The organism is Streptomyces sp. NPDC054770 (assembly GCF_053611985.1).
In genome coordinates, this window is record NZ_JBSHBL010000135.1 from 1 (window position 1) to 16,767 (window position 16,767).

General features: G+C 71.8%; 17 protein-coding genes. 10 read left to right on the forward strand and 7 right to left on the reverse strand.

Annotated elements, in window-relative coordinates:
• On the forward strand, positions 1-318 hold a 318-nt coding region (locus ACWGKQ_RS50060; protein ID WP_453298800.1), incomplete at its 5' end, for a DNA-directed RNA polymerase subunit alpha C-terminal domain-containing protein.
• Positions 319-1,493: 1,175 nt separating this feature from the next.
• Complete coding sequence (locus tag ACWGKQ_RS50065) at positions 1,494-1,823, forward strand: hypothetical protein (RefSeq protein WP_453298801.1); 330 nt, start codon at positions 1,494-1,496, stop codon at positions 1,821-1,823.
• 22 nt (positions 1,824-1,845) lie between these two features.
• Here ACWGKQ_RS50065 and ACWGKQ_RS50070 read toward each other — a convergent pair whose 3' ends face one another.
• The 3 genes from ACWGKQ_RS50070 to ku all read right to left on the reverse strand — a co-directional run bounded on the left by ACWGKQ_RS50070 (position 1,846) and on the right by ku (position 5,418).
• Positions 1,846-3,327, reverse strand: coding sequence for a multicopper oxidase family protein (locus ACWGKQ_RS50070; RefSeq protein WP_453298802.1), 1,482 nt, complete (start codon positions 3,325-3,327; stop codon positions 1,846-1,848).
• Between the two features lie 245 nt (positions 3,328-3,572).
• Positions 3,573-4,055: a DoxX family protein gene (locus ACWGKQ_RS50075; RefSeq protein ID WP_453298816.1), complete on the reverse strand. Its 483-nt coding sequence runs from the start codon at positions 4,053-4,055 to the stop codon at positions 3,573-3,575.
• A 352-nt stretch (positions 4,056-4,407) separates the two neighbouring features.
• The gene (gene ku / locus ACWGKQ_RS50080; RefSeq protein ID WP_453298803.1) at positions 4,408-5,418 is read right to left on the reverse strand and encodes a non-homologous end joining protein Ku; all 1,011 of its coding nucleotides are present in this window, start codon (positions 5,416-5,418) and stop codon (positions 4,408-4,410) included.
• Positions 5,419-5,469: 51 nt separating this feature from the next.
• Between ku and ligD the strand changes: the two genes are divergently transcribed.
• Positions 5,470-6,351, forward strand: coding sequence for a non-homologous end-joining DNA ligase (gene ligD, locus ACWGKQ_RS50085; protein WP_453298804.1), 882 nt, complete (start codon positions 5,470-5,472; stop codon positions 6,349-6,351).
• A gap of 41 nt (positions 6,352-6,392) precedes the next feature.
• On the opposite strand, the gene ACWGKQ_RS50090 is transcribed toward ligD, so the two are convergent.
• Positions 6,393-7,196, reverse strand: a complete 804-nt coding sequence (locus ACWGKQ_RS50090; RefSeq protein WP_453298805.1) for a nuclease-related domain-containing protein — start codon at positions 7,194-7,196, stop codon at positions 6,393-6,395.
• A 101-nt stretch (positions 7,197-7,297) separates the two neighbouring features.
• On the opposite strand from ACWGKQ_RS50090, the gene ACWGKQ_RS50095 reads away from it, so the two are divergent.
• The 7 genes from ACWGKQ_RS50095 to ACWGKQ_RS50125 all read left to right on the forward strand — a co-directional run bounded on the left by ACWGKQ_RS50095 (position 7,298) and on the right by ACWGKQ_RS50125 (position 14,347).
• Positions 7,298-7,804, forward strand: coding sequence for a protein-tyrosine phosphatase family protein (locus ACWGKQ_RS50095; protein WP_453298806.1), 507 nt, complete (start codon positions 7,298-7,300; stop codon positions 7,802-7,804).
• 80 nt (positions 7,805-7,884) lie between these two features.
• Entirely contained in the window at positions 7,885-8,616 is a 732-nt protein-coding gene (locus ACWGKQ_RS50100) for a hypothetical protein (protein WP_453298807.1), read from the forward strand.
• Positions 8,613-9,842, forward strand: coding sequence for an ATP-binding protein (locus ACWGKQ_RS50105; protein ID WP_453298808.1), 1,230 nt, complete (start codon positions 8,613-8,615; stop codon positions 9,840-9,842). Before ACWGKQ_RS50100 ends, ACWGKQ_RS50105 begins: the two co-directional genes overlap by 4 nt.
• Before the next feature lie 275 nt (positions 9,843-10,117).
• The gene (locus ACWGKQ_RS50110; RefSeq protein WP_453298809.1) at positions 10,118-10,357 is read left to right on the forward strand and encodes a hypothetical protein; all 240 of its coding nucleotides are present in this window, start codon (positions 10,118-10,120) and stop codon (positions 10,355-10,357) included.
• A gap of 79 nt (positions 10,358-10,436) precedes the next feature.
• Positions 10,437-11,798: an FtsW/RodA/SpoVE family cell cycle protein gene (locus ACWGKQ_RS50115; protein ID WP_453298810.1), complete on the forward strand. Its 1,362-nt coding sequence runs from the start codon at positions 10,437-10,439 to the stop codon at positions 11,796-11,798.
• Positions 11,795-13,288, forward strand: a complete 1,494-nt coding sequence (locus ACWGKQ_RS50120; RefSeq protein WP_453298811.1) for a penicillin-binding transpeptidase domain-containing protein — start codon at positions 11,795-11,797, stop codon at positions 13,286-13,288. The genes ACWGKQ_RS50115 and ACWGKQ_RS50120 overlap by 4 nt, the downstream gene beginning before the upstream one ends.
• A gap of 120 nt (positions 13,289-13,408) precedes the next feature.
• Positions 13,409-14,347: an AurF N-oxygenase family protein gene (locus tag ACWGKQ_RS50125; protein ID WP_453298812.1), complete on the forward strand. Its 939-nt coding sequence runs from the start codon at positions 13,409-13,411 to the stop codon at positions 14,345-14,347.
• A 2-nt stretch (positions 14,348-14,349) separates the two neighbouring features.
• On the opposite strand, the gene ACWGKQ_RS50130 is transcribed toward ACWGKQ_RS50125, so the two are convergent.
• From ACWGKQ_RS50130 to ACWGKQ_RS50140, 3 genes are all read right to left on the reverse strand, one after another.
• Complete coding sequence (locus ACWGKQ_RS50130; protein WP_453298813.1) at positions 14,350-15,537, reverse strand: NlpC/P60 family protein; 1,188 nt, start codon at positions 15,535-15,537, stop codon at positions 14,350-14,352.
• Positions 15,538-15,640: 103 nt separating this feature from the next.
• On the reverse strand, positions 15,641-15,982 hold the full coding sequence (locus tag ACWGKQ_RS50135; protein WP_453298814.1) for a hypothetical protein: 342 nt from the start codon (positions 15,980-15,982) through the stop codon (positions 15,641-15,643).
• Between the two features lie 10 nt (positions 15,983-15,992).
• On the reverse strand, positions 15,993-16,646 hold the full coding sequence (locus ACWGKQ_RS50140; protein WP_453298815.1) for a TetR/AcrR family transcriptional regulator: 654 nt from the start codon (positions 16,644-16,646) through the stop codon (positions 15,993-15,995).
• Positions 16,647-16,767: the final 121 nt, after the last annotated feature.

Genomic DNA, 16,767 nt, shown 5'->3' on the forward strand with positions numbered 1-16,767 from the left:
GGCCCGTCCCCGACGGACGCCGCCCTCGCCGCCGACCTCGCGCTGCCGATCGAGGAGCTGGAGCTCACCGTCCGCTCCTACAACTGCCTCAAGCGCGAAGGCGTCCACTCCGTGGGCGAACTCCTCGCTCGCTCCGAGGCCGACCTCCTGGACATCCGCAACTTCGGTGCGAAGTCCATCGACGAGGTCAAGGAGAAGCTCGCCGGCCTGGGCCTGGGCCTCAAGGACAGCCCGCCCGGATTCAACCCGATCGCCGCCGCCGACGCCTTCGGCGCCGACGACTCGGACGCGGGTTTCGTGGAGACCGAGCAGTACTGAACGACGCACCGCGTCCGGCCAAAGAGACACCTCACGGACAGGGACAGGGACAGGGACGGCAGAATCTCCGTACTGTTCCCTGTCCGTCGGGGGACTTCGCCGGCGGAGATGCCGGTGGAGTCCGCGGACCGGTGACGGGGCTGGAACGGTCTGCCGGCCGAGCGGACGAGATGCGTTCGAGCACTGCGGAACCGAAGAGCACGACCGCCGTGCGCACCGTGCGGGGGTCGTACGCCTCCGACACGGGCCGCGTCACGGGATCCAGATCCGCGGAACCGTTCACGCGCCAGACAGCATCCCCGGCCCGGCGTCTGCCCGGTCCGCTCACGCGCAACAAGCCACCGGCCGACGCCGGTTACCGCGCAGACCGCGCCACGGTGCCCGCTTGACGGGGCAGGGATTCCGCAGAGGAAAGGGAACTTGAGAGATTCGGTCTCCTCTCGTTCCGCAAACGACAGACCTGCTCAATGGTTCACCAATAGGTGGCGCTCTCACACCGCAGGGAACCGATCTTATTCTCCGGTTATCTATATTGAGGGAGTCGCGACATACCGATCAATTCGACTGGGGAGTCGGCCGACAGTGCCGGCGTCGATTTTGATCACCGGGGGGGGATTTGATATGAGCATGCAACACAAGATAGCTCTCGCCGTCGCGGGTATCGGCGCCGCAGCCGCCATCGTCGCCGCAGTCATCAGTAGTGGTCACTCCGGGCCCACTATTCATCAGAAGAGCGGCAGGGACGGCGATATCTGCTGGCAGAGTTCATGCAGCAAATGAGCTGGCTACGACGCCCGCATTCGACCCGGCCTGCAGGCCTCCCGATCGCCACGCTGGGGGCTTGCGCCTTGCTGGCCTCCATGGCCGGCTGTGGCAGTACACCCCGTCAGTCGGCTGGACGTGATGCAAACTGGTGCGTCCACTCGACCTGCGTCCGTGAAGTGGCACCGAGTAAAGATCCGTCGGGGCAGGTGTCCCCGGGTTCTGAGAAGTCTCCGACGAGTCCGCCGTCGGGCAATGGCCGATCGGAACAGTCTGGCGATCCTGCTGTTTCGCAGGGCAGTGGCAGTGGCAGTGGCAGTGGAGGCGGAAGTGAAGGTGGCGGTGTAGCGCAATCCGTACCGACGTCTCACCCCAGTCAGCCGAAACTCAAGAAGGCATCCCCTGATCCGAAGGTGGTGCCGGCGCAGACGGAGCCGGGGTGTTTTGACAACCCGCAGACGGCCAGCATCCAGCTGCCGGACGGCGGAAACGCCATCGGCCCGTACTACACGAGTGACCGGTGTGGTTTCATCGCGGTCCAGCTGACCTACGTGCGCTACCAGACCGACGCGCGGGCTTGCATCGAAACCCCCGACGGGGTGACCGTTTCATGCCGGACTTGGCAGTACATGCCTTATCCGGGATGGCAGAAACTGGATTCCGGAGCCGCGTCGGGGACACGGTACCGGCTGGAGTTCCGCACCCAGCCCGGCGAGACCCTGTCGTACGAAGTCGTGGCGTGAGGGGCACTGTCCGCGCCGGTTATCACTTGCCCGGTGCGTCCCCGTGAGGTGCGGCGATGTCCAGGACGGCCATCATGCCCATGTCCTCGTGGTTGAGGATGTGGCAGTGCACCACGGTCTTCCCGGTGAAGTCGGCGTAGTGGATGCGGATGACCGCCTTGCCGCGCACCGGCACGTCGATGGTGTCGTACCAGGCGTGGCCGGGGTCGTGGGGCTTGCCGTCGATGCTCATCAGCTGGAAGTCGTTGGTGTGGATGTGGAAGGAGTGGGTCTCGTCCGAGTCGTTGCGGATGGTCCACTCCTCGACCGTGTCGAGGGTGCCGGTGAAGTCGATGCGGTGCGGGTCGTACATCCGGCCGTTGAGGTAGAACTTCGTGCCCGCCTTGTTCTCCGTGAGTACGACGGTCCTGCGGGCCGCGATCTTCGCGTTGCTCAGGTCCTCGTGCGGGGCGATGCCGGTCGGCAGGGGGGCGCGGCGCACGGGTGTGCCGCCGGTGACGACGGTGGCGAGGTCGGCGCGGGGGAACTTGTTTCCGGCCGGGCCGGTGTCGTACGCGAGGGTCTCCAGCCGCGTGGTGCCGGGCCGGCCGCCCTGGACCAGGACGTCGAAGCGGGCGCCGGCCGCGATCACGAGCGTGTCCTGGTCGTACGCCGTGCGGACGGGGATGCCGTCCTGGGCGATCACGCGGAAGCGGGAGCCCGGGAGGTGGAGCTTGTAGTAGATGTTGGCCCCGATGTTGGCGAGCCGCCAGAGCTGGGTCTCCCCCGGCCGGATGCCGATCACCGGGTTCTGCTGGCCGTTGACGGTGCGCTTCGTGGGCGACCCGATCTTGAGGGGGGACGTCCTGATCGAGTCGCCCTCGACCTGGAAGTCCTTGAGCGCGATCGTGTGCTCGGTGATGCCGCGCAGGGCCGGGGGCAGGTGCTGCTGGAGGCCTTCGACGATGACGACCCCCGACTCGCCGCCGGCGACCTGCGGCGCGGACTTCATGTCCGCGTGCGAGTGGTACCAGAACGTGCCGGTCGGGTGGTTGAACGGCAGCCGGTACGTGTAGTGGTACGACTGGTTGTGCTTGAGGGCGACGAAGACGTCGTCGGAGGGGCTGCGCGGCGAGACGTGCAGGCCGTGCGTGTGCACGTTGGTGTCGTCGTCGATGCGATTGGTCATGGTGAGGTCGACACGGTCGCCGGGCCGTACGCGCAGGGTGGGCGGCATGTACGCCCCGTTGTAGACGGTGGCGTACAGCTGGCGGTCGCCGACCCGCACCTTGCGGCGTTCGACCACGATGGCGGCCTTCAGGAGGCCGTCGTGGCTGACCAGTTCCGGCGGGTCCTGGAGCCGGGGTCCGGCCGCGGGTTCGCGGGCGGCCTCCGGCGCGGGCTGCCGGGTGCCGGCGGGGTCTCCGGCCGGTGTCCGGTCCCCGCAGCCGGCCAGCCAGCCGGTGGCGAGGAGCAGGCCGGCGACCGGCAGGGCCAGCGCGGAACGGGTGCGGGACCGGGTCACATCTCTCCCAGGGAAACCGAGCGGCCGGACGGCGGTTCCACGCCCGGAGGGCCGAGGTCATGGCGGCCCGCCAACGGTGCGTCGACCGCCCGCCGACGGGTCCGTCAGCCGGAATGCAGGAGGAATGCAGGAGGCAGGGGCCCCGCCGTTCGGCGTGCCACGCGCACGAACCGGCGGCAACCACTCCAGGCAGCGGGGCTTCCACACCGATGGCCGCAGTCCGGCCGCCCCAGCCGCTCGGATACTCAGATGCTCAGCGCGATCGCGGCACCGATGCCGCCCAGACCGAGCGCGACGGCGGCCGCGGGCCAGCCGCCCGAACGCCAGGGGAAGAACCGGTCGGCCGAGAGCCGGCCCGGGCCGATGGCGGCGAGGGCGAAGGCGACGACGCAGATGGCGACGCTGTACTCGACTCCGCCGTTCTGGATCCACAGGCCGTGTGCGCCGCTCACGGTCGCCATGGCGTTGATCATCACACCGATGACGGCGGCGGCCGCCAGCGGAGTGAACAGGCCGACCGCCAGGCCGAGGCCACCGGCGAGTTCGGAGAGTCCGCCGATCACCGCGAAGACCTTGCCCGGGTGGTAGCCGAGGGCGTCGAAGCCTCTGCCGGTGGCCGCCAGGCCCGGCCCGCCGAAGATGCCGAACAGCTTCTGCGCGCCGTGGCCGGCGATCAGCAGTCCGAAGGTCAGCCTGATCAGCAGGAGTCCGCACTCGGCGGCGGACAGCCGGGCGGCGGTACCGGCCGGACGCGTGTCGCCCGGCGGGCCCGAGGCGACCCTGGCCGTCGGATCGGCGGGCCTGCGGTCCTCCGCCGCGGGGGCGCGTACCCGGGTCTGGGTCAGCGACAGGAGATGAGTTCTACCGAAGGGGTGAAAATGCAGTGCACGCATGACAGTGCCTTCGCGGGTGGGGACGAGTTCGGCCTGTTCCGCCCGCCGTGCGGCGGGCCCTCCCCCATCACCCAGCATTGCGCCGTCACCGCACCGTATCCACTGTTAAGTTGAAATATGCACTATTTCGAACGGTGATAGCCGGCCGAGTGAGTCGAGCCGTCGGACGAGCTGAGACGCGCGTTCGTCACGCGGAGCGCTTGCGCGCCGAAGCCGTCTTCTTTGCAGGCGGCTGTTTCGCCGCCGACTTCTTGGCCGTGGACTTCGCCGTGGACTTCTTGGCCGCGGTCTTCTCAGCCGACGTCTTCGCCACCGGCGCCTTGGCGGCCGTCGCCTTCTTCGCGGGCGCCCGTTTCGCTGGCGTCTTCTTCGCCGCCGCCGTAGCTCTCTTGCTCGGCAGCGGCGTGACCTCCGCCGCCTCGCCCCTCGACTCCTTCGCCGCCCGCACGCTCTTCTCCAGGGCCGCCATCAGGTCGAGGACCTTGCCACCCGGTGCCGGTTCGGGGGCCTCCGGCGGGGTCTCGCCGGCCGCCTTCGCGGCGATGACCTCCTCCAGGGCCTCCCGGTACTCGTCGTGCAGGTCCTTCAGGTCGACCTCGCCGAGGGTGTCCATCAGGGCGTCCGCGAGGTCGAGCTCCTTGTCGCGGACGGTGACGGCGACGTCGGGGGCGAGGCCCTCGGGGGCGCGGACCTCGTCCGGCCAGAGCAGGCCGTGCATGGCGATGGCGTCGCCGACCACCCGGAGCATGCCGAGACGCTCCCGCCCGCGCAGCGCGTACTTCGCGATGGCCACCTTGTGGCTGCGCTTCAGGGCCTCCCGCAGGAGGGTGTACGGCTTCGCCGCGGGGGCGCCCGACGCCGCCAGGTAGTACGCCGCGTCCATCTGGAGCGGGTCGATCCGGTCGGCCGGGACGAACGCGACGATCTCGATCGTGCGGGCGGTGGGGATGGGCAGGTGGGTCAGGTCGTCGTCGGTGATCGGGACGATCGTGCCGTCGGCGTCCTCGTACCCCTTGCCGATCTCCGACTGGGTGACCTCGCGGTCCTCCAGCTCGCAGAACTTGCGGTAGCGGATGCGGCCGTTGTCCTCGGTGTGGACCTGACGGAAGGAGATCGAGTGGCTCTCCGTGGCGTTCACCAGCTTGATCGGGATGCTGACGAGCCCGAAGGAGATCGCGCCGTTCCAGATGGATCGCACGTGCGGCTTCCCTCCGTCCGAATATCAGGTTTTCTATGAGATTGTCATCGTATGACGCCGATCACAGAGGTGGACGGGCGGAGGGTCGCGCTCAGCAATCTGGAGAAGGTGCTGTATCCGGCGACCGGGTTCACCAAGGGCGAGCTGCTGCACTACTACGCGACGACGGCCGGGGTCCTGCTGCCCCATCTGCGGGACCGGCCGGTGTCCTTCCTGCGCTACCCGGACGGTCCTGACGGCCAGGTCTTCTTCACCAAGAACGTGCCGCCGGGTACGCCCGAGTGGGTCACGACCGCCGAGGTACCCCGGTCGGAGGGGGCGGCCCGGATGGTGCTGGTGCAGGACCTGGCGAGTCTGATGTGGGCGGCGAACCTGGTCACCGAGTTCCATACGCACCAGTGGCTGGTGCGGACGCCGGAGGAGGCCGACCGGATCGTCTTCGACCTGGACCCCGGGGCGCCGGCGACGGTGGTGCACTGCTGTGAGGTCGCGCTGTGGCTGCGGGAGCGGCTGGCGGCGGACGGGATCGAGGCGTACGCCAAGACGGCCGGGTCGAAGGGGCTGCATCTGCTGGCGGCGGTGCGGGGCGCGTCCAGCGAGCGGGTGAGCGAGTACGCGAAGGGGCTGGCGGTGGCGGCCGAGCGGGCGATGCCGCGGCTGGTGGTGCACCGGATGACGCGGAGCCTGCGGCCGGGGAAGGTGTTCGTGGACTGGAGCCAGAACGCGGGGCGCAAGACGACGGCCACGCCGTACACGGTGCGGGCCCGGCGGGAGCCCACGGTGTCGGCGCCGGTGACCTGGGAGGAGGTCGCGGAGTGCCGGGCGGCGGGGCAGCTGGTGTTCCGGGCGGGGGACATCGCACCGCGCGTCCAGGACCACGGGGACCTGCTGGCTCCGCTGCTGGACGCGGGGCGCGCGGCGACGCTGCCCTGAGGAGCCCTGCGCCCCTGTAGGCCTGTAAGCCCCTGGAGGGGCTACACCCTCCCCCACGTGTTGCGGTCCCTAGCCATCGCGTGCAGGGCCTCCACGTCCGCGGGCTTGAGGACCCCGCCCAGACGGGACAGGGTGTCCAGGTCACGGTCGCGCAGGACGTGGACCTCGCGGGGCGGGGCCGCCAGCGTGACGTCCGCCGGCTCGGTCAGGGCCAGCACCGGCCGGACCTCCGCCGTGAGGGCGTACGAGGCCCGGTCGGCGTCCGCCCGCAGGCGGCGCAGGAGCGGCTGGGGGTCGCGCCGGCCCAGCGTGATCATCGGGTCGGCGATGAGGACCTTCTGCTTGCGGGCGTACAGGGAGTGCACGCAGAACAGGCCGCCGGGCCCGATCAGCAGGTGGTGCAGGCGGTCGCCGCCGGGCAGCGGGACGGAGTGCAGGGCGTGCCAGCCGGCGCCGTCCAGGCGGTCCAGCGCGTCGCCGACGGTCTGTTCCGCGGTCAGGGCGCGACGGCGCGGGTCGGGGCGGAGCCGGTGGGCCGGACCGGGGTCCCGGTCGAGGGCGACCAGCAGCGCCTCGCCGGGGCGGTTGGGCGCCAGGTCGTCGTCGGGGTGCAGGGTCAGCCGCGCCAGCTCCGCGGGGGTCGGCACGGGTGGCGGGCCGATCGTGACCGGGCCGGTCAGGAACGGCCTCAGAGTCTCCAGTACGTCGTCGCGCCGCTCCTCGCTGAGCAGGTTGACGCGGCCCGCCTCACGGTCGTACCAGGCGATGTTCCTTCCGTCCGTGAGGCATACGTACAGTCGCTCCTGACCGTGCCGCCAGGTCGGCACGACGCGCAGTCCGCTCATTGCGTCATCACCCCTCGACCATGGGAACAGGCGGGGTGCTCCAGGGGCAAGAACCCCGCTACCTTTGAGAGGGGTTGGCGCGCGCAGCGGGGAGGCGCCGGGTGCGTATCCGTGGGGAGCAGTACGACGTGCCGGCTCCGGACAGTCCCTGGAGCGAGGTGCTGCCCGGGCTGTGGATGGGCGGCCACGAGTTCCGGGGGCGTTCGGGGCAGCTGGAGTCCGCCGTGGTGCGGGACGAGTTCGATCTGGTGCAGAGTCTGCTGCGGCTGCCCGGACACGGTCCGGACGCCGGGGTAGAGCACCATGTGTGGCCGATACCGGACGGGCCGCTGGACGGCACCCAGCTCGCGGGGGTGATGCGGCTGGCCCGGGCGGCCAGTGAGTCCCTGGACGCGGGGCGGTCGGTGCTGGTGCGCTGCTACAGCGGGTACAACCGGTCCGGGCTCGTGGTGGCGCAGGCGCTGGTGCACCAGGGGTGTACGGCCGAGGAGGCGATCCGGCTGGTGCGGGCCCGGCGCTCACCCTGGGCGCTGCACAACGAGCTGTTCGTGGCCTATCTGCGGGCAGGTCTGGCCACCGCCCGGCTCCTCGAGGAACTCGCCGAGTAGCCTCTCCCCGACCCCGACCCCGACCCCGACCCGACCCCGCCAGAGCGAGAGCCACGGCCAGAGCCAGAGCCAGGAGCAGCGTGCCAGCCCGTCGTCCCGTCCGCACCGCCGTGACCGCGGCGGTCGTCGCCCTGCTGGCGGTGACCGCGGCCGGCTGCGGCGACTCCGGCGGGCTGCGCGCGGCCGGGGCGGCCCCGACCGCGATCAGTCCCGCGAAGCTCTGGCCCGACCTGCGGCCGGCGTCCAGTCCGGCCTGGCCCTACGACGAGGGCAGCACGGAGACCGTCAAGGGGATCACGGTGCCCGGCGACGACATCCGCGCGGTGGACCCGGTGGCCGTCGTACGGGCGGAGATCGCCTCGGACCCGGCGGACTACGGGGCCACGGGGGCGTACCACGAGACCGCGGACCGGATGAAGGAGTGCACGGCGGGCGGCGGCGGGGCGCGGTGTCCGCTGCTGAAGCCGTACTACCGGGACCTCACCGGGGACGGGCGCGACGAGCTGACGCTCGGCTTCCGGCTGTATCCGACGAACCAGACCGCGCTGCGCGTGTACACCGTCGAGAAGCACCGGCTGATGCAGGTCCTCGACGACAACGACGCGATCATCGGCGTGGAGCTGGCCGGGCGGACGGTGATCGTGCGGTCGCCGGCCGGGATCAGCGGGTACGAGTACCGGACGACCTGGGCGTGGGACCCGGAGCGGAAGGCGATGGTGTTCTCCCGGGACGAGTTCCTGCGCACCGGCAGGGTGCGGCACAGCCGCAGACCGCTGTCGTCGGCTTCGGCTTCTTCGGCGGGGGCACGATGAGGCTTCCGCACTGGGCCGGGACGCTGGCGGCGAAGTCGGCCGCGTTCATCACGGTGATGTGCTGTGCGCTGGCCGCGCTGCTCGGTGTCCTGGTGCATGTGTCGGTCACCGACCAGACCGTCGCGCAGGCCCGCGACCAGGCGCTGACCCGGCTCGCGGAGGCGACGACCGCCTACGGGGCGGGGGACGCGCTGCCGCGGGGCGCCCGGATCGACCCGCGGGGGCTGCCGCCGCGGCTGCGGGCCCTGGCGCTGTCCGGGGAGCGCGGCACGATGGTCGCCAGGGACGACGGCCGCCCCGTGATGTGGGCGGCGGGCCCGGCCGACCGGAACCGGTCGCTCGCGGTGGGCGTGGACTACTCCCAGCAGGCCCGCACCATCGCCGGCCTGGACCGCTCCATCCTCTGGTCGTCGGCGCTCGCCATCGGGGCGACGCTGCTGGTCGGCGCGTTCGCGGTGACCCGGGTGACCAGGCGGCTGCACGGCACCGCCCAGGTGGCCCGGCGGATCAGCGCCGGGGACCTGGACGCCCGCGTGGACGACCCCCGTACCAAGGATCCGAGCCGACCGCAGGACGAGGTGGCCGCGGTCGCCGCGGCGCTGGACGGGATGGCCGCGTCGTTGCAGAGCAAGCTGCTGAGCGAGCAGCGGTTCACGGCCGACGTGGCGCACGAGCTGCGGACGCCGCTGACGGGGCTGCACGCGGCGGCGGAACTGCTGCCTCCGGGGCGGCCGACGGAACTGGTGCGGGACCGGGTGGCGGCGCTGCGCACGCTCACCGAGGACCTCCTTGAGATCTCCCGCCTCGACGCGGGGCGGGAGCGGCTGGAGACCGACGCGGAGGCGCTGGGCACGCTGGCCGAGCGGGTGGTGCGGGGGTCCGGGACGGAGACCGAGGTGAAGGTCGTACGGGACGTGTGGGTGGAGACCGACCGGCGGCGGCTGGAACGGGTGCTCGGGAACCTGGTCGCCAACGCGCACCGGCACGGGCGGGGGCCCGTGGTGCTGACGGTGGAGGGGAAGGAGGTCACCGTGCGGGACCACGGGGACGGCTATCCCGAGTACCTGGTGGCACACGGCCCGCAGCGGTTCCGGACGGAGGGCGGCGCCAGGGGGCACGGGCTGGGGCTGACGATCGCGGTGGGGCAGGCGGAGGTGTTGGGGGCGCGGCTGTCGTTCGCCAACGCGATCGACGGCGGGGCGGTGGCGACGCTGACGCTCCCGTAGGGGCGGCGCGGGTAGTGCGCGCGGCTGCGGGTGCGTGGGGGTTGCTCGCGCAGTTCCCCGCGCCCCTGAAGGGGCGCTCGTGCAGTGCCCCAATCTCTTAGGGGCGCGGGGCTCTGACATTTGCGGCTCCGCCGCGTGGGCGCGACCAGCCCCCACCGGCCCGCAGACGCACCACTCCCCCTTCGGCCCAACGCAAAAGGCGCCCCCCTCACACCCCTCCTAGCCTGGCGAATAGCCGGGTTCCCCCCTGCACCCCGTCCCGTTCGGAGACCCCCATGCTCCTGCGCTCCACGTTCACCCGCGGCTTCGCGATAGCCGCCCTCCTCGCCCTGTGCGGCGCCACACCCGCCCTCGCCGACGACGGCTGGGACAGTGCCGACCCGGGGACCGGCCACTACAACGATCCCGACGACCCCGACCACCTCGCCGGCGTCGGCAACACCGCCGACACCGGCGGCACCTCCGTCACGGACGACTTCCTCGGCCCCGGCGGCCCGGACGGCCCCGCCAGCTAGCGAGGTGTCGTCGCCGGGCCGCCACGCTGGTGCCGACCGACAGGGCCCGCAACTCCCACTATTTGGGTAAGTTCCGGACATGACCAAGGCCGGAACCACCCTGGCGGCGACCGCGACCTCCACCTCCCCCGTACGCCTCCCCCGGCGCCGTGGCATCGAACTCGCCCTGATCGTGCTGGCCGTCCTGCTCTCCGTGTACGGCTACTGCGCGGTCGGCCTGGCAAAGACCGGCACCGTCCCGCCCGGCGCCGCCGGTTACGGCGCCGGCCTCGGCGTCCTCGCCCTCGTCGCCCATCTCGCCGTACGCCTGCGCGCCCCGTACGCCGACCCGCTGCCGCTCCCGATCGGCGTGCTGCTCAACGGACTCGGCCTGGTCCTGATCTACCGGCTGGACCTCCAGACCCCCGGCGACCGGGCGGCCCCCGCCCAACTCGTCTGGTCCACCCTGGGCGTCGGCTTCTTCATCCTGGTCGTGCTGATGCTCCGCGACCACCGCGTGCTCCAGCGCTACGCGTACGTCTGCGTCGCCGCCGCGCTCGTCCTGCTGCTCCTGCCGATCCTCTTCCCGGCCGTCAACGGGGCCCGGATCTGGATCCGGCTCGCCGGATTCTCCATCCAGCCCAGCGAGTTCGCGAAGGTGCTGCTCGCGGTGTTCTTCGCCGCGTACCTCGCCGCCAACCGCAGCGCGCTCGCCTACGCCGGCCGTCGGCTGTGGTTCATGCAGTTCCCGACGGGCCGGGTGCTCGGCCCGATCGTCACCATCTGGCTGGTCAGCGTCGGCGTCCTGATCCTCGAACGCGACCTCGGCACCTCGCTCCTCTTCTTCGGCCTGTTCGTCGTGATGCTGTACGTCGCCACCGGGCGCACCGGCTGGATCGCCGTCGGCCTGCTGCTCGCGGTGTTCGGCGCGGTCGCCGTCGGCCATCTGGAACCGCATGTGCACGGCCGTATCGAGGACTGGCTGCATCCGTTCGCCTCGATCGACGCGGGCCAGGGGCCGAACCAACTCGCCCAGTCCCTCTTCGCGTTCGCGGCCGGCGGGGTCCTCGGCACCGGACTGGGCCTCGGCCACTCGATCCTGATCGGCTTCGCCGCCAAGTCGGACTTCATCCTGGCCACGGCGGGCGAGGAGCTCGGTCTCGCCGGGCTCTCCGCGGTCTTCCTCCTCTACGGGCTGCTCGTCGAGCGCGGCTACCGGGCCGGCCTCGCCCTGCGCGACCCCTTCGGCCGGCTCCTCGCGGTCGGGCTCGCCTCGATCGTCGCCCTCCAGGTGTTCGTGATCGCGGGCGGGGTGACCGGGCTGATCCCGCTGACCGGCATGGCGATGCCGTTCCTCGCCCAGGGCGGCTCCTCGGTCGTCACCAACTGGGCGATCGTGGCCCTGCTGATCCGGGTGAGCGACTCGGCCCGCCGCCACTACGACGGACGGATGGCCCCATGAGCAGCGGGAACGGCAACCGTCGGAGCGGCATGGCCGGCTACGTCCGGCGGGCCCGCGCCCTGTGCGCCCTGCTGCTGTTCGCCCTTCTGGTCAACGCCGCCCGCGTCCAGGTCGTCCTGGCACGGGAGTACGACGACAACCCCGCCAACCGCCGCAACTCGATCGCCCGTTACGGCCTGCCCCGCGGCGACATCATGGTCGGCGGCGCGCCGGTCACCGGCTCCCGGGACAGCGGGGAGCAGCTGCGCTACGAACGCACGTATCCGCAGGGCCCGTTGTACGCCCCGGTGACCGGCTTCGCCTCCCAGCTGTACGGCACGACGTTCCTGGAGCACGCCGAGGACGGGGTGCTCGCCGGGACCGACCCGATGCTGTCGCCGTTCCCGCTGTGGAACCGCGACGGCGGCCGGACGCAGAACCCCGGCGGGAACGTCGTCACGACGCTGAACCGGTACGCCCAGGAGGCCGCCTACCGGGGGCTCGGCTCGCGCAAGGGTGCGGTGGCCGCGATCGAGCCGGCGACCGGCCGGATCCTCGCCCTGGTCTCCACGCCGTCGTACGACCCCTCCGAACTGTCCGGCAACGGCGAGGCGGTGACCTCGGCCTGGGCGCGGCTGAACGACGACCCGGAGAAGCCGATGCTCAACCGGGCGGTACGGCAGACGTATCCGCCGGGCTCGACCTTCAAGGTGGTGACGGCGGCCGCCGCGCTCGACGCGGGCGTGGTCACCGACCTGGACGCGCCGACCGACTCCCCCGACCCCTACCGGCTGCCGGGCACCACGACCCGGCTGACCAACGAGGGCGACGGCTGCGCGGACGCGTCGCTGCGGGCGGCCTTCGAGTGGTCCTGCAACACGGTCTTCGCGAAGCTGGGCGTGGACGTGGGGGCGGCGGACATGACGGCGACGGCCCAGGCGTTCGGCTTCAACGACACCCGGCTGCGCATCCCGTTCTCGGCGGCGACGAGCACCTTCGACACGAGCGTGGACAAGGCGCAGCTGGCCCTGTCGTCGATCGGGCAGTACAACACCCGGGCCACGCCGCTCCAGATGGCGATGGTCGCGTCGGCGGTGGCGGACGGGGGGCTGGCGCATCCGCCGTACCTGGTGGAGCGGACCGTGCGGCAGACCGGCGAGACGGTGGGCACGGGCGGGGCGGGGCCGGTACGGCAGGTGATGAGTCCCGCGACGGCCGTGCGCATGAAGGAACTCATGGTCGACGTGGTCCGGGAGGGCACCGGCACGAACGCGGCGATCCGCGGCGCCACGGTCGGCGGCAAGACCGGCACCGCGCAGCACGGCATCGGCAACTCCGGGGTGCCGTACGCCTGGTTCGTGTCCTGGGCGCAGGCGGACGACGACCTGGAGCCGAAGGTCGCGGTGGCGGTGGTGGTCGAGGACGCGGCGGCCGACCGCTCGGACATCAGCGGGGGCGGGGACGCGGCGCCGATCGCCCGGGCGGTGATGCGGGCGGTGCTCGGGTTCTGAGACTCCGGGTTCTGAGACTCGGAGTCAGCAAGTCGTGCGCGGGGGATTGACCGGCTTGCTGACAAGCGGTCTCATAAGAGCGGACGACGACGTACCCCCGGGTAACGAGGTGAGGGAGCCATGACGACCCTGACGGAAGCCGACGCGGTCGACGGACTGCGGGACGCGCTCGGCCTGCTCAAGGACCGCGAGCAGGTGGCCGAACGGCTGCTGGCCTCCTCCGCGAAGCACTCCTTCGACCCGGACAAGGAGCTGGACTGGGACGCGCCCTTCGAGGAGGGCAAGTGGTTCTGGCCGCCGGAGCTGGTGTCGCTGTACGGCACGCCGATGTGGCAGCGGATGAGCGAGGAGCAGCGGATCCTGCTCTCCCAGCACGAGGCCGCCGCGCTGGCCTCGCTGGGCATCTGGTTCGAGCTGATCCTGATGCAGCTGCTGGTGCGGCACATCTACGACAAGGCGGCGACGAGTGCGCATGTGCGGTACGCGCTGACCGAGATCGAGGACGAGTGCCGGCACTCGAAGATGTTCGCGCGGCTGATAGCGCGCGGTGACGCGCCCTGGTACCCGGTGGGCCGGGCCCACCAGAACCTGGGGCGCCTCTTCAAGACGATCTCCACCACCCCCGGGTCCTTCACGGCCACCCTGCTCGGCGAGGAGGTCCTCGACTGGATGCAGCGGCTGACCTTCCCGGACGAGCGGGTCCAGCCGCTGGTCCGGGGGGTCACGCGGATCCATGTGGTCGAGGAGGCCCGGCATGTGCGGTACGCCCGCGAGGAGCTGCGCCGGCAGATGGTGACGGCGCCGCGGTGGTCGCAGGAGTTCACACGGGTCACCTCCGGTGAGTTCGCGCGGGTGTTCTCGGTGGCCTTCGTGAATCCGGAGGTCTACACGAACGTGGGGCTGGACCGGCGGGAGGCGGTGGCGCAGGTGCGGGCGAGCGGGCATCGGCGGGAGGTCATGCAGACGGGGGCGAAGCGGCTGACCGACTTCTTGGACGACATCGGGGTGCTGCGGGGGGTCGGGCGGCGGTTGTGGAGGAGTTCGGGGCTGCTGGCTTGAATTCACAGTGCCGGTGAGTGGGGGTTGATCGCGCAGTTCCCCGCACCCCTAGGGCATGGGGGTACCCCCGGCGGCAAGGTCCCGAAGCTTTCGTCCGGGCCCTCTGTCGCCGTCTTCGGGATCATGGGGGGCGTGTAGCGGGGCAACGGCTCGGCCTTCGGGTCCGGGCGGACCGCGCCCAGGATCGGATTCGCCGCGATCGGGGAGACCTTGATCTTGGCGCCGGGGCGGGGGGCCTGGACCACCTTGCCGTCGCCCAGGTAGAGGGCCACGTGGGTGGCCTCGGGGAAGTAGACGACCAGGTCGCCGGGGCGGAGCCGGTTCAGGGGGACGTGGGGCAGGTCGGCCCACTGTTCCTGGCTGGTGCGCGGGATGGGGGTGCCGGCGTGGTCCCAGGCCTGTGAGGTCAGGCCCGAGCAGTCGTACGACACCGGGCCCACCGCGCCCCACTGGTACGGCTTCCCCAGCTGCTGCACCGCGTAGCGCACCGCGCGGTCGCCTTCCGGGGAGGGCGGCGGCGTGGTGGCGCTCAGGGCGCCGGACGCGGTGAGTTTCCGCTGGGCGTCCGCCGTCCGGTCCTTCTCCAGGCCGGCGAGCGCGGTGAGCTGGTCCGCGGTGAGGGACGCCAGCATGCGCTCCACGTCAAAGAGGCGGGTGCGGACCTCGTCGCGCTGCTTCTTCTGCCCCTCGGCGAGGGCGAGTTGGGTGTTCATGGCGGCGCGGGCCCGGCGGGCCAGGTCGGTCTGCCTGCGCTCGGTGTCGGCCAGGCGGCCCACCGCCTTCGCCCGCTGGCGCGCCAGTTCGCCGATGACATGTCCCTCGTCGAGGGCGTGCTGCGGGTCACGGGCGAGGAGCAGGCGGATGTAGGGGGAGAGCCCGGTGGAGTTCTGGTACTGCTGCCGGGCCAGCCGGCCCGCCTCGTCCTTGCTGCTGTGCAGGGAGTGCCGGGCCACGGCCAGCTCGCCGTCCAGCCGGGCCACCTGGGCGCGCTGCCGGTTCAGCCGTTCCGCCGCCGCGTTGTAGGTCTCGGTGGCCTGTTCGGCCTGCCGGTACGCCTGCTGAAGGTCCGTCAGCAGTTCGGCGACCGGTTGCCCGGGGCCGGGAGCGGCGAGTGCGGGCAGGGGTGTGAGGACGGCCTGGGCCGCCGCCACCACGGCCGTACAGGCCAGACGCAGGAACCTTCCTGACACGTCATCACCTCCGATACGGGACGGTCGCTCCGTTCCGCATCGTGATAATCAGACGTGTATGTCCGGTTCGCGAAGCTCCGCTGGGCGGTTCGGCGCAACCCTGTCACCCGTCGGTGTCATCCGGCTTGCCGATCGGCGCCCGCTTCGACCACGGCCACTTCGGCCCGCCCGCTCCGCCGCCGCCCTTGCCCGTCGGGTCGTACTCGTACTTCCAGCCCTGGGACAGGCCGAGGCTCCCCCACGCTCGGCTTCGCTCGCGCGGGGGGACCCCCACGCTCCGGCCGCGGGGCACGCGGCGGTAGACCAGGACGGTGGGCGGGCCGCCCGCCGGGTCCGGGACCGGGATGCGGTACGTCTTCGGGGGGTGGCCGGTCATGCCGAGCAGCACGGGGAGCACCCGTCCGTCCATGGGGCCGCCCTCGAAGGGGGTGTCCTGACTCTTCACCGCACCAGTTTCAGCCATTCGCCGCGAGGGCGTCGACGAGGGCGGCGGTCTGCGGGTCGCGGCGCGCGGTCACGCTGAGTACGGCGCCGAACTGGTCCACCAGCCAGTCCCGCAGCTCGTCGAGGGGCGGCTGCTTGTCCTCGTCGAGCCAGATGAGGGAGGCCGCCTCGACGGCGGTGATCCACATCCGGACGGTCATCCGCAGCCGGGGGCCCGGGTCGGCGACGCCCAGGTGACTGAGGATGTGCTGCGCGGCGGCCCGCCGTACGCCGTCCACGATCGCCGTCGTCCGCGAGGTCTCCACCACGCTGCCGCCCTGGAGCAGGGCGCTGAAACCGGCGTCGTGCTGGTCGACGAAGGCGAGGTAGCGGTCGAGGGCGCGGGCGAGGCGGGGCAGGAGGGGGCCCTCACGGGGTTCGTCGAAGCAGTGCTCCAGCTCCTCGGCGGCGGACCTGAGGGCGGCCTCGTAGAGCTGCTGCTTGCCGCCGGGGAAGTAGCGGTACACCAGGGGGCGGGAGACCCCGGCCGCCTCCGCCACGTCGTCGAGCGAGACGTCCTCGGGCGCGCGGTGCGCGAAGAGGGAGAGGGCCGCGTCGAGCAGCTGGCTGCGCCGCTCCTCGACGGACAGCCTGCGGTAGGCGGGGGTGGCGGCCTGCGGGGTCATGCGATCAGCGTATGCGCTGGGCTGGGGGCGCGGCGACGGGCACCGGCCGTGGGGCGGGTGCGGCACCGTCGTGGTTGCTCGCGCAGTTCCCCGCGCCCCTGACGGGGCGCTACGGCAACGC

Coding starts and splice junctions, on each gene's coding strand:
- ligD (WP_453298804.1), top strand. CDS start 5,470: ATGACGCCGATCACAGAGGTGGACGGGCGGAGGGTCGCGCTCAGCAAT.
- ACWGKQ_RS50090 (WP_453298805.1), bottom strand. CDS start 7,196: ATGAGCGGACTGCGCGTCGTGCCGACCTGGCGGCACGGTCAGGAGCGA.
- ACWGKQ_RS50105 (WP_453298808.1), top strand. CDS start 8,613: ATGAGGCTTCCGCACTGGGCCGGGACGCTGGCGGCGAAGTCGGCCGCG.
- ACWGKQ_RS50110 (WP_453298809.1), top strand. CDS start 10,118: ATGCTCCTGCGCTCCACGTTCACCCGCGGCTTCGCGATAGCCGCCCTC.
- ACWGKQ_RS50115 (WP_453298810.1), top strand. CDS start 10,437: ATGACCAAGGCCGGAACCACCCTGGCGGCGACCGCGACCTCCACCTCC.
- ACWGKQ_RS50120 (WP_453298811.1), top strand. CDS start 11,795: ATGAGCAGCGGGAACGGCAACCGTCGGAGCGGCATGGCCGGCTACGTC.
- ACWGKQ_RS50125 (WP_453298812.1), top strand. CDS start 13,409: ATGACGACCCTGACGGAAGCCGACGCGGTCGACGGACTGCGGGACGCG.
- ACWGKQ_RS50140 (WP_453298815.1), bottom strand. CDS start 16,646: ATGACCCCGCAGGCCGCCACCCCCGCCTACCGCAGGCTGTCCGTCGAG.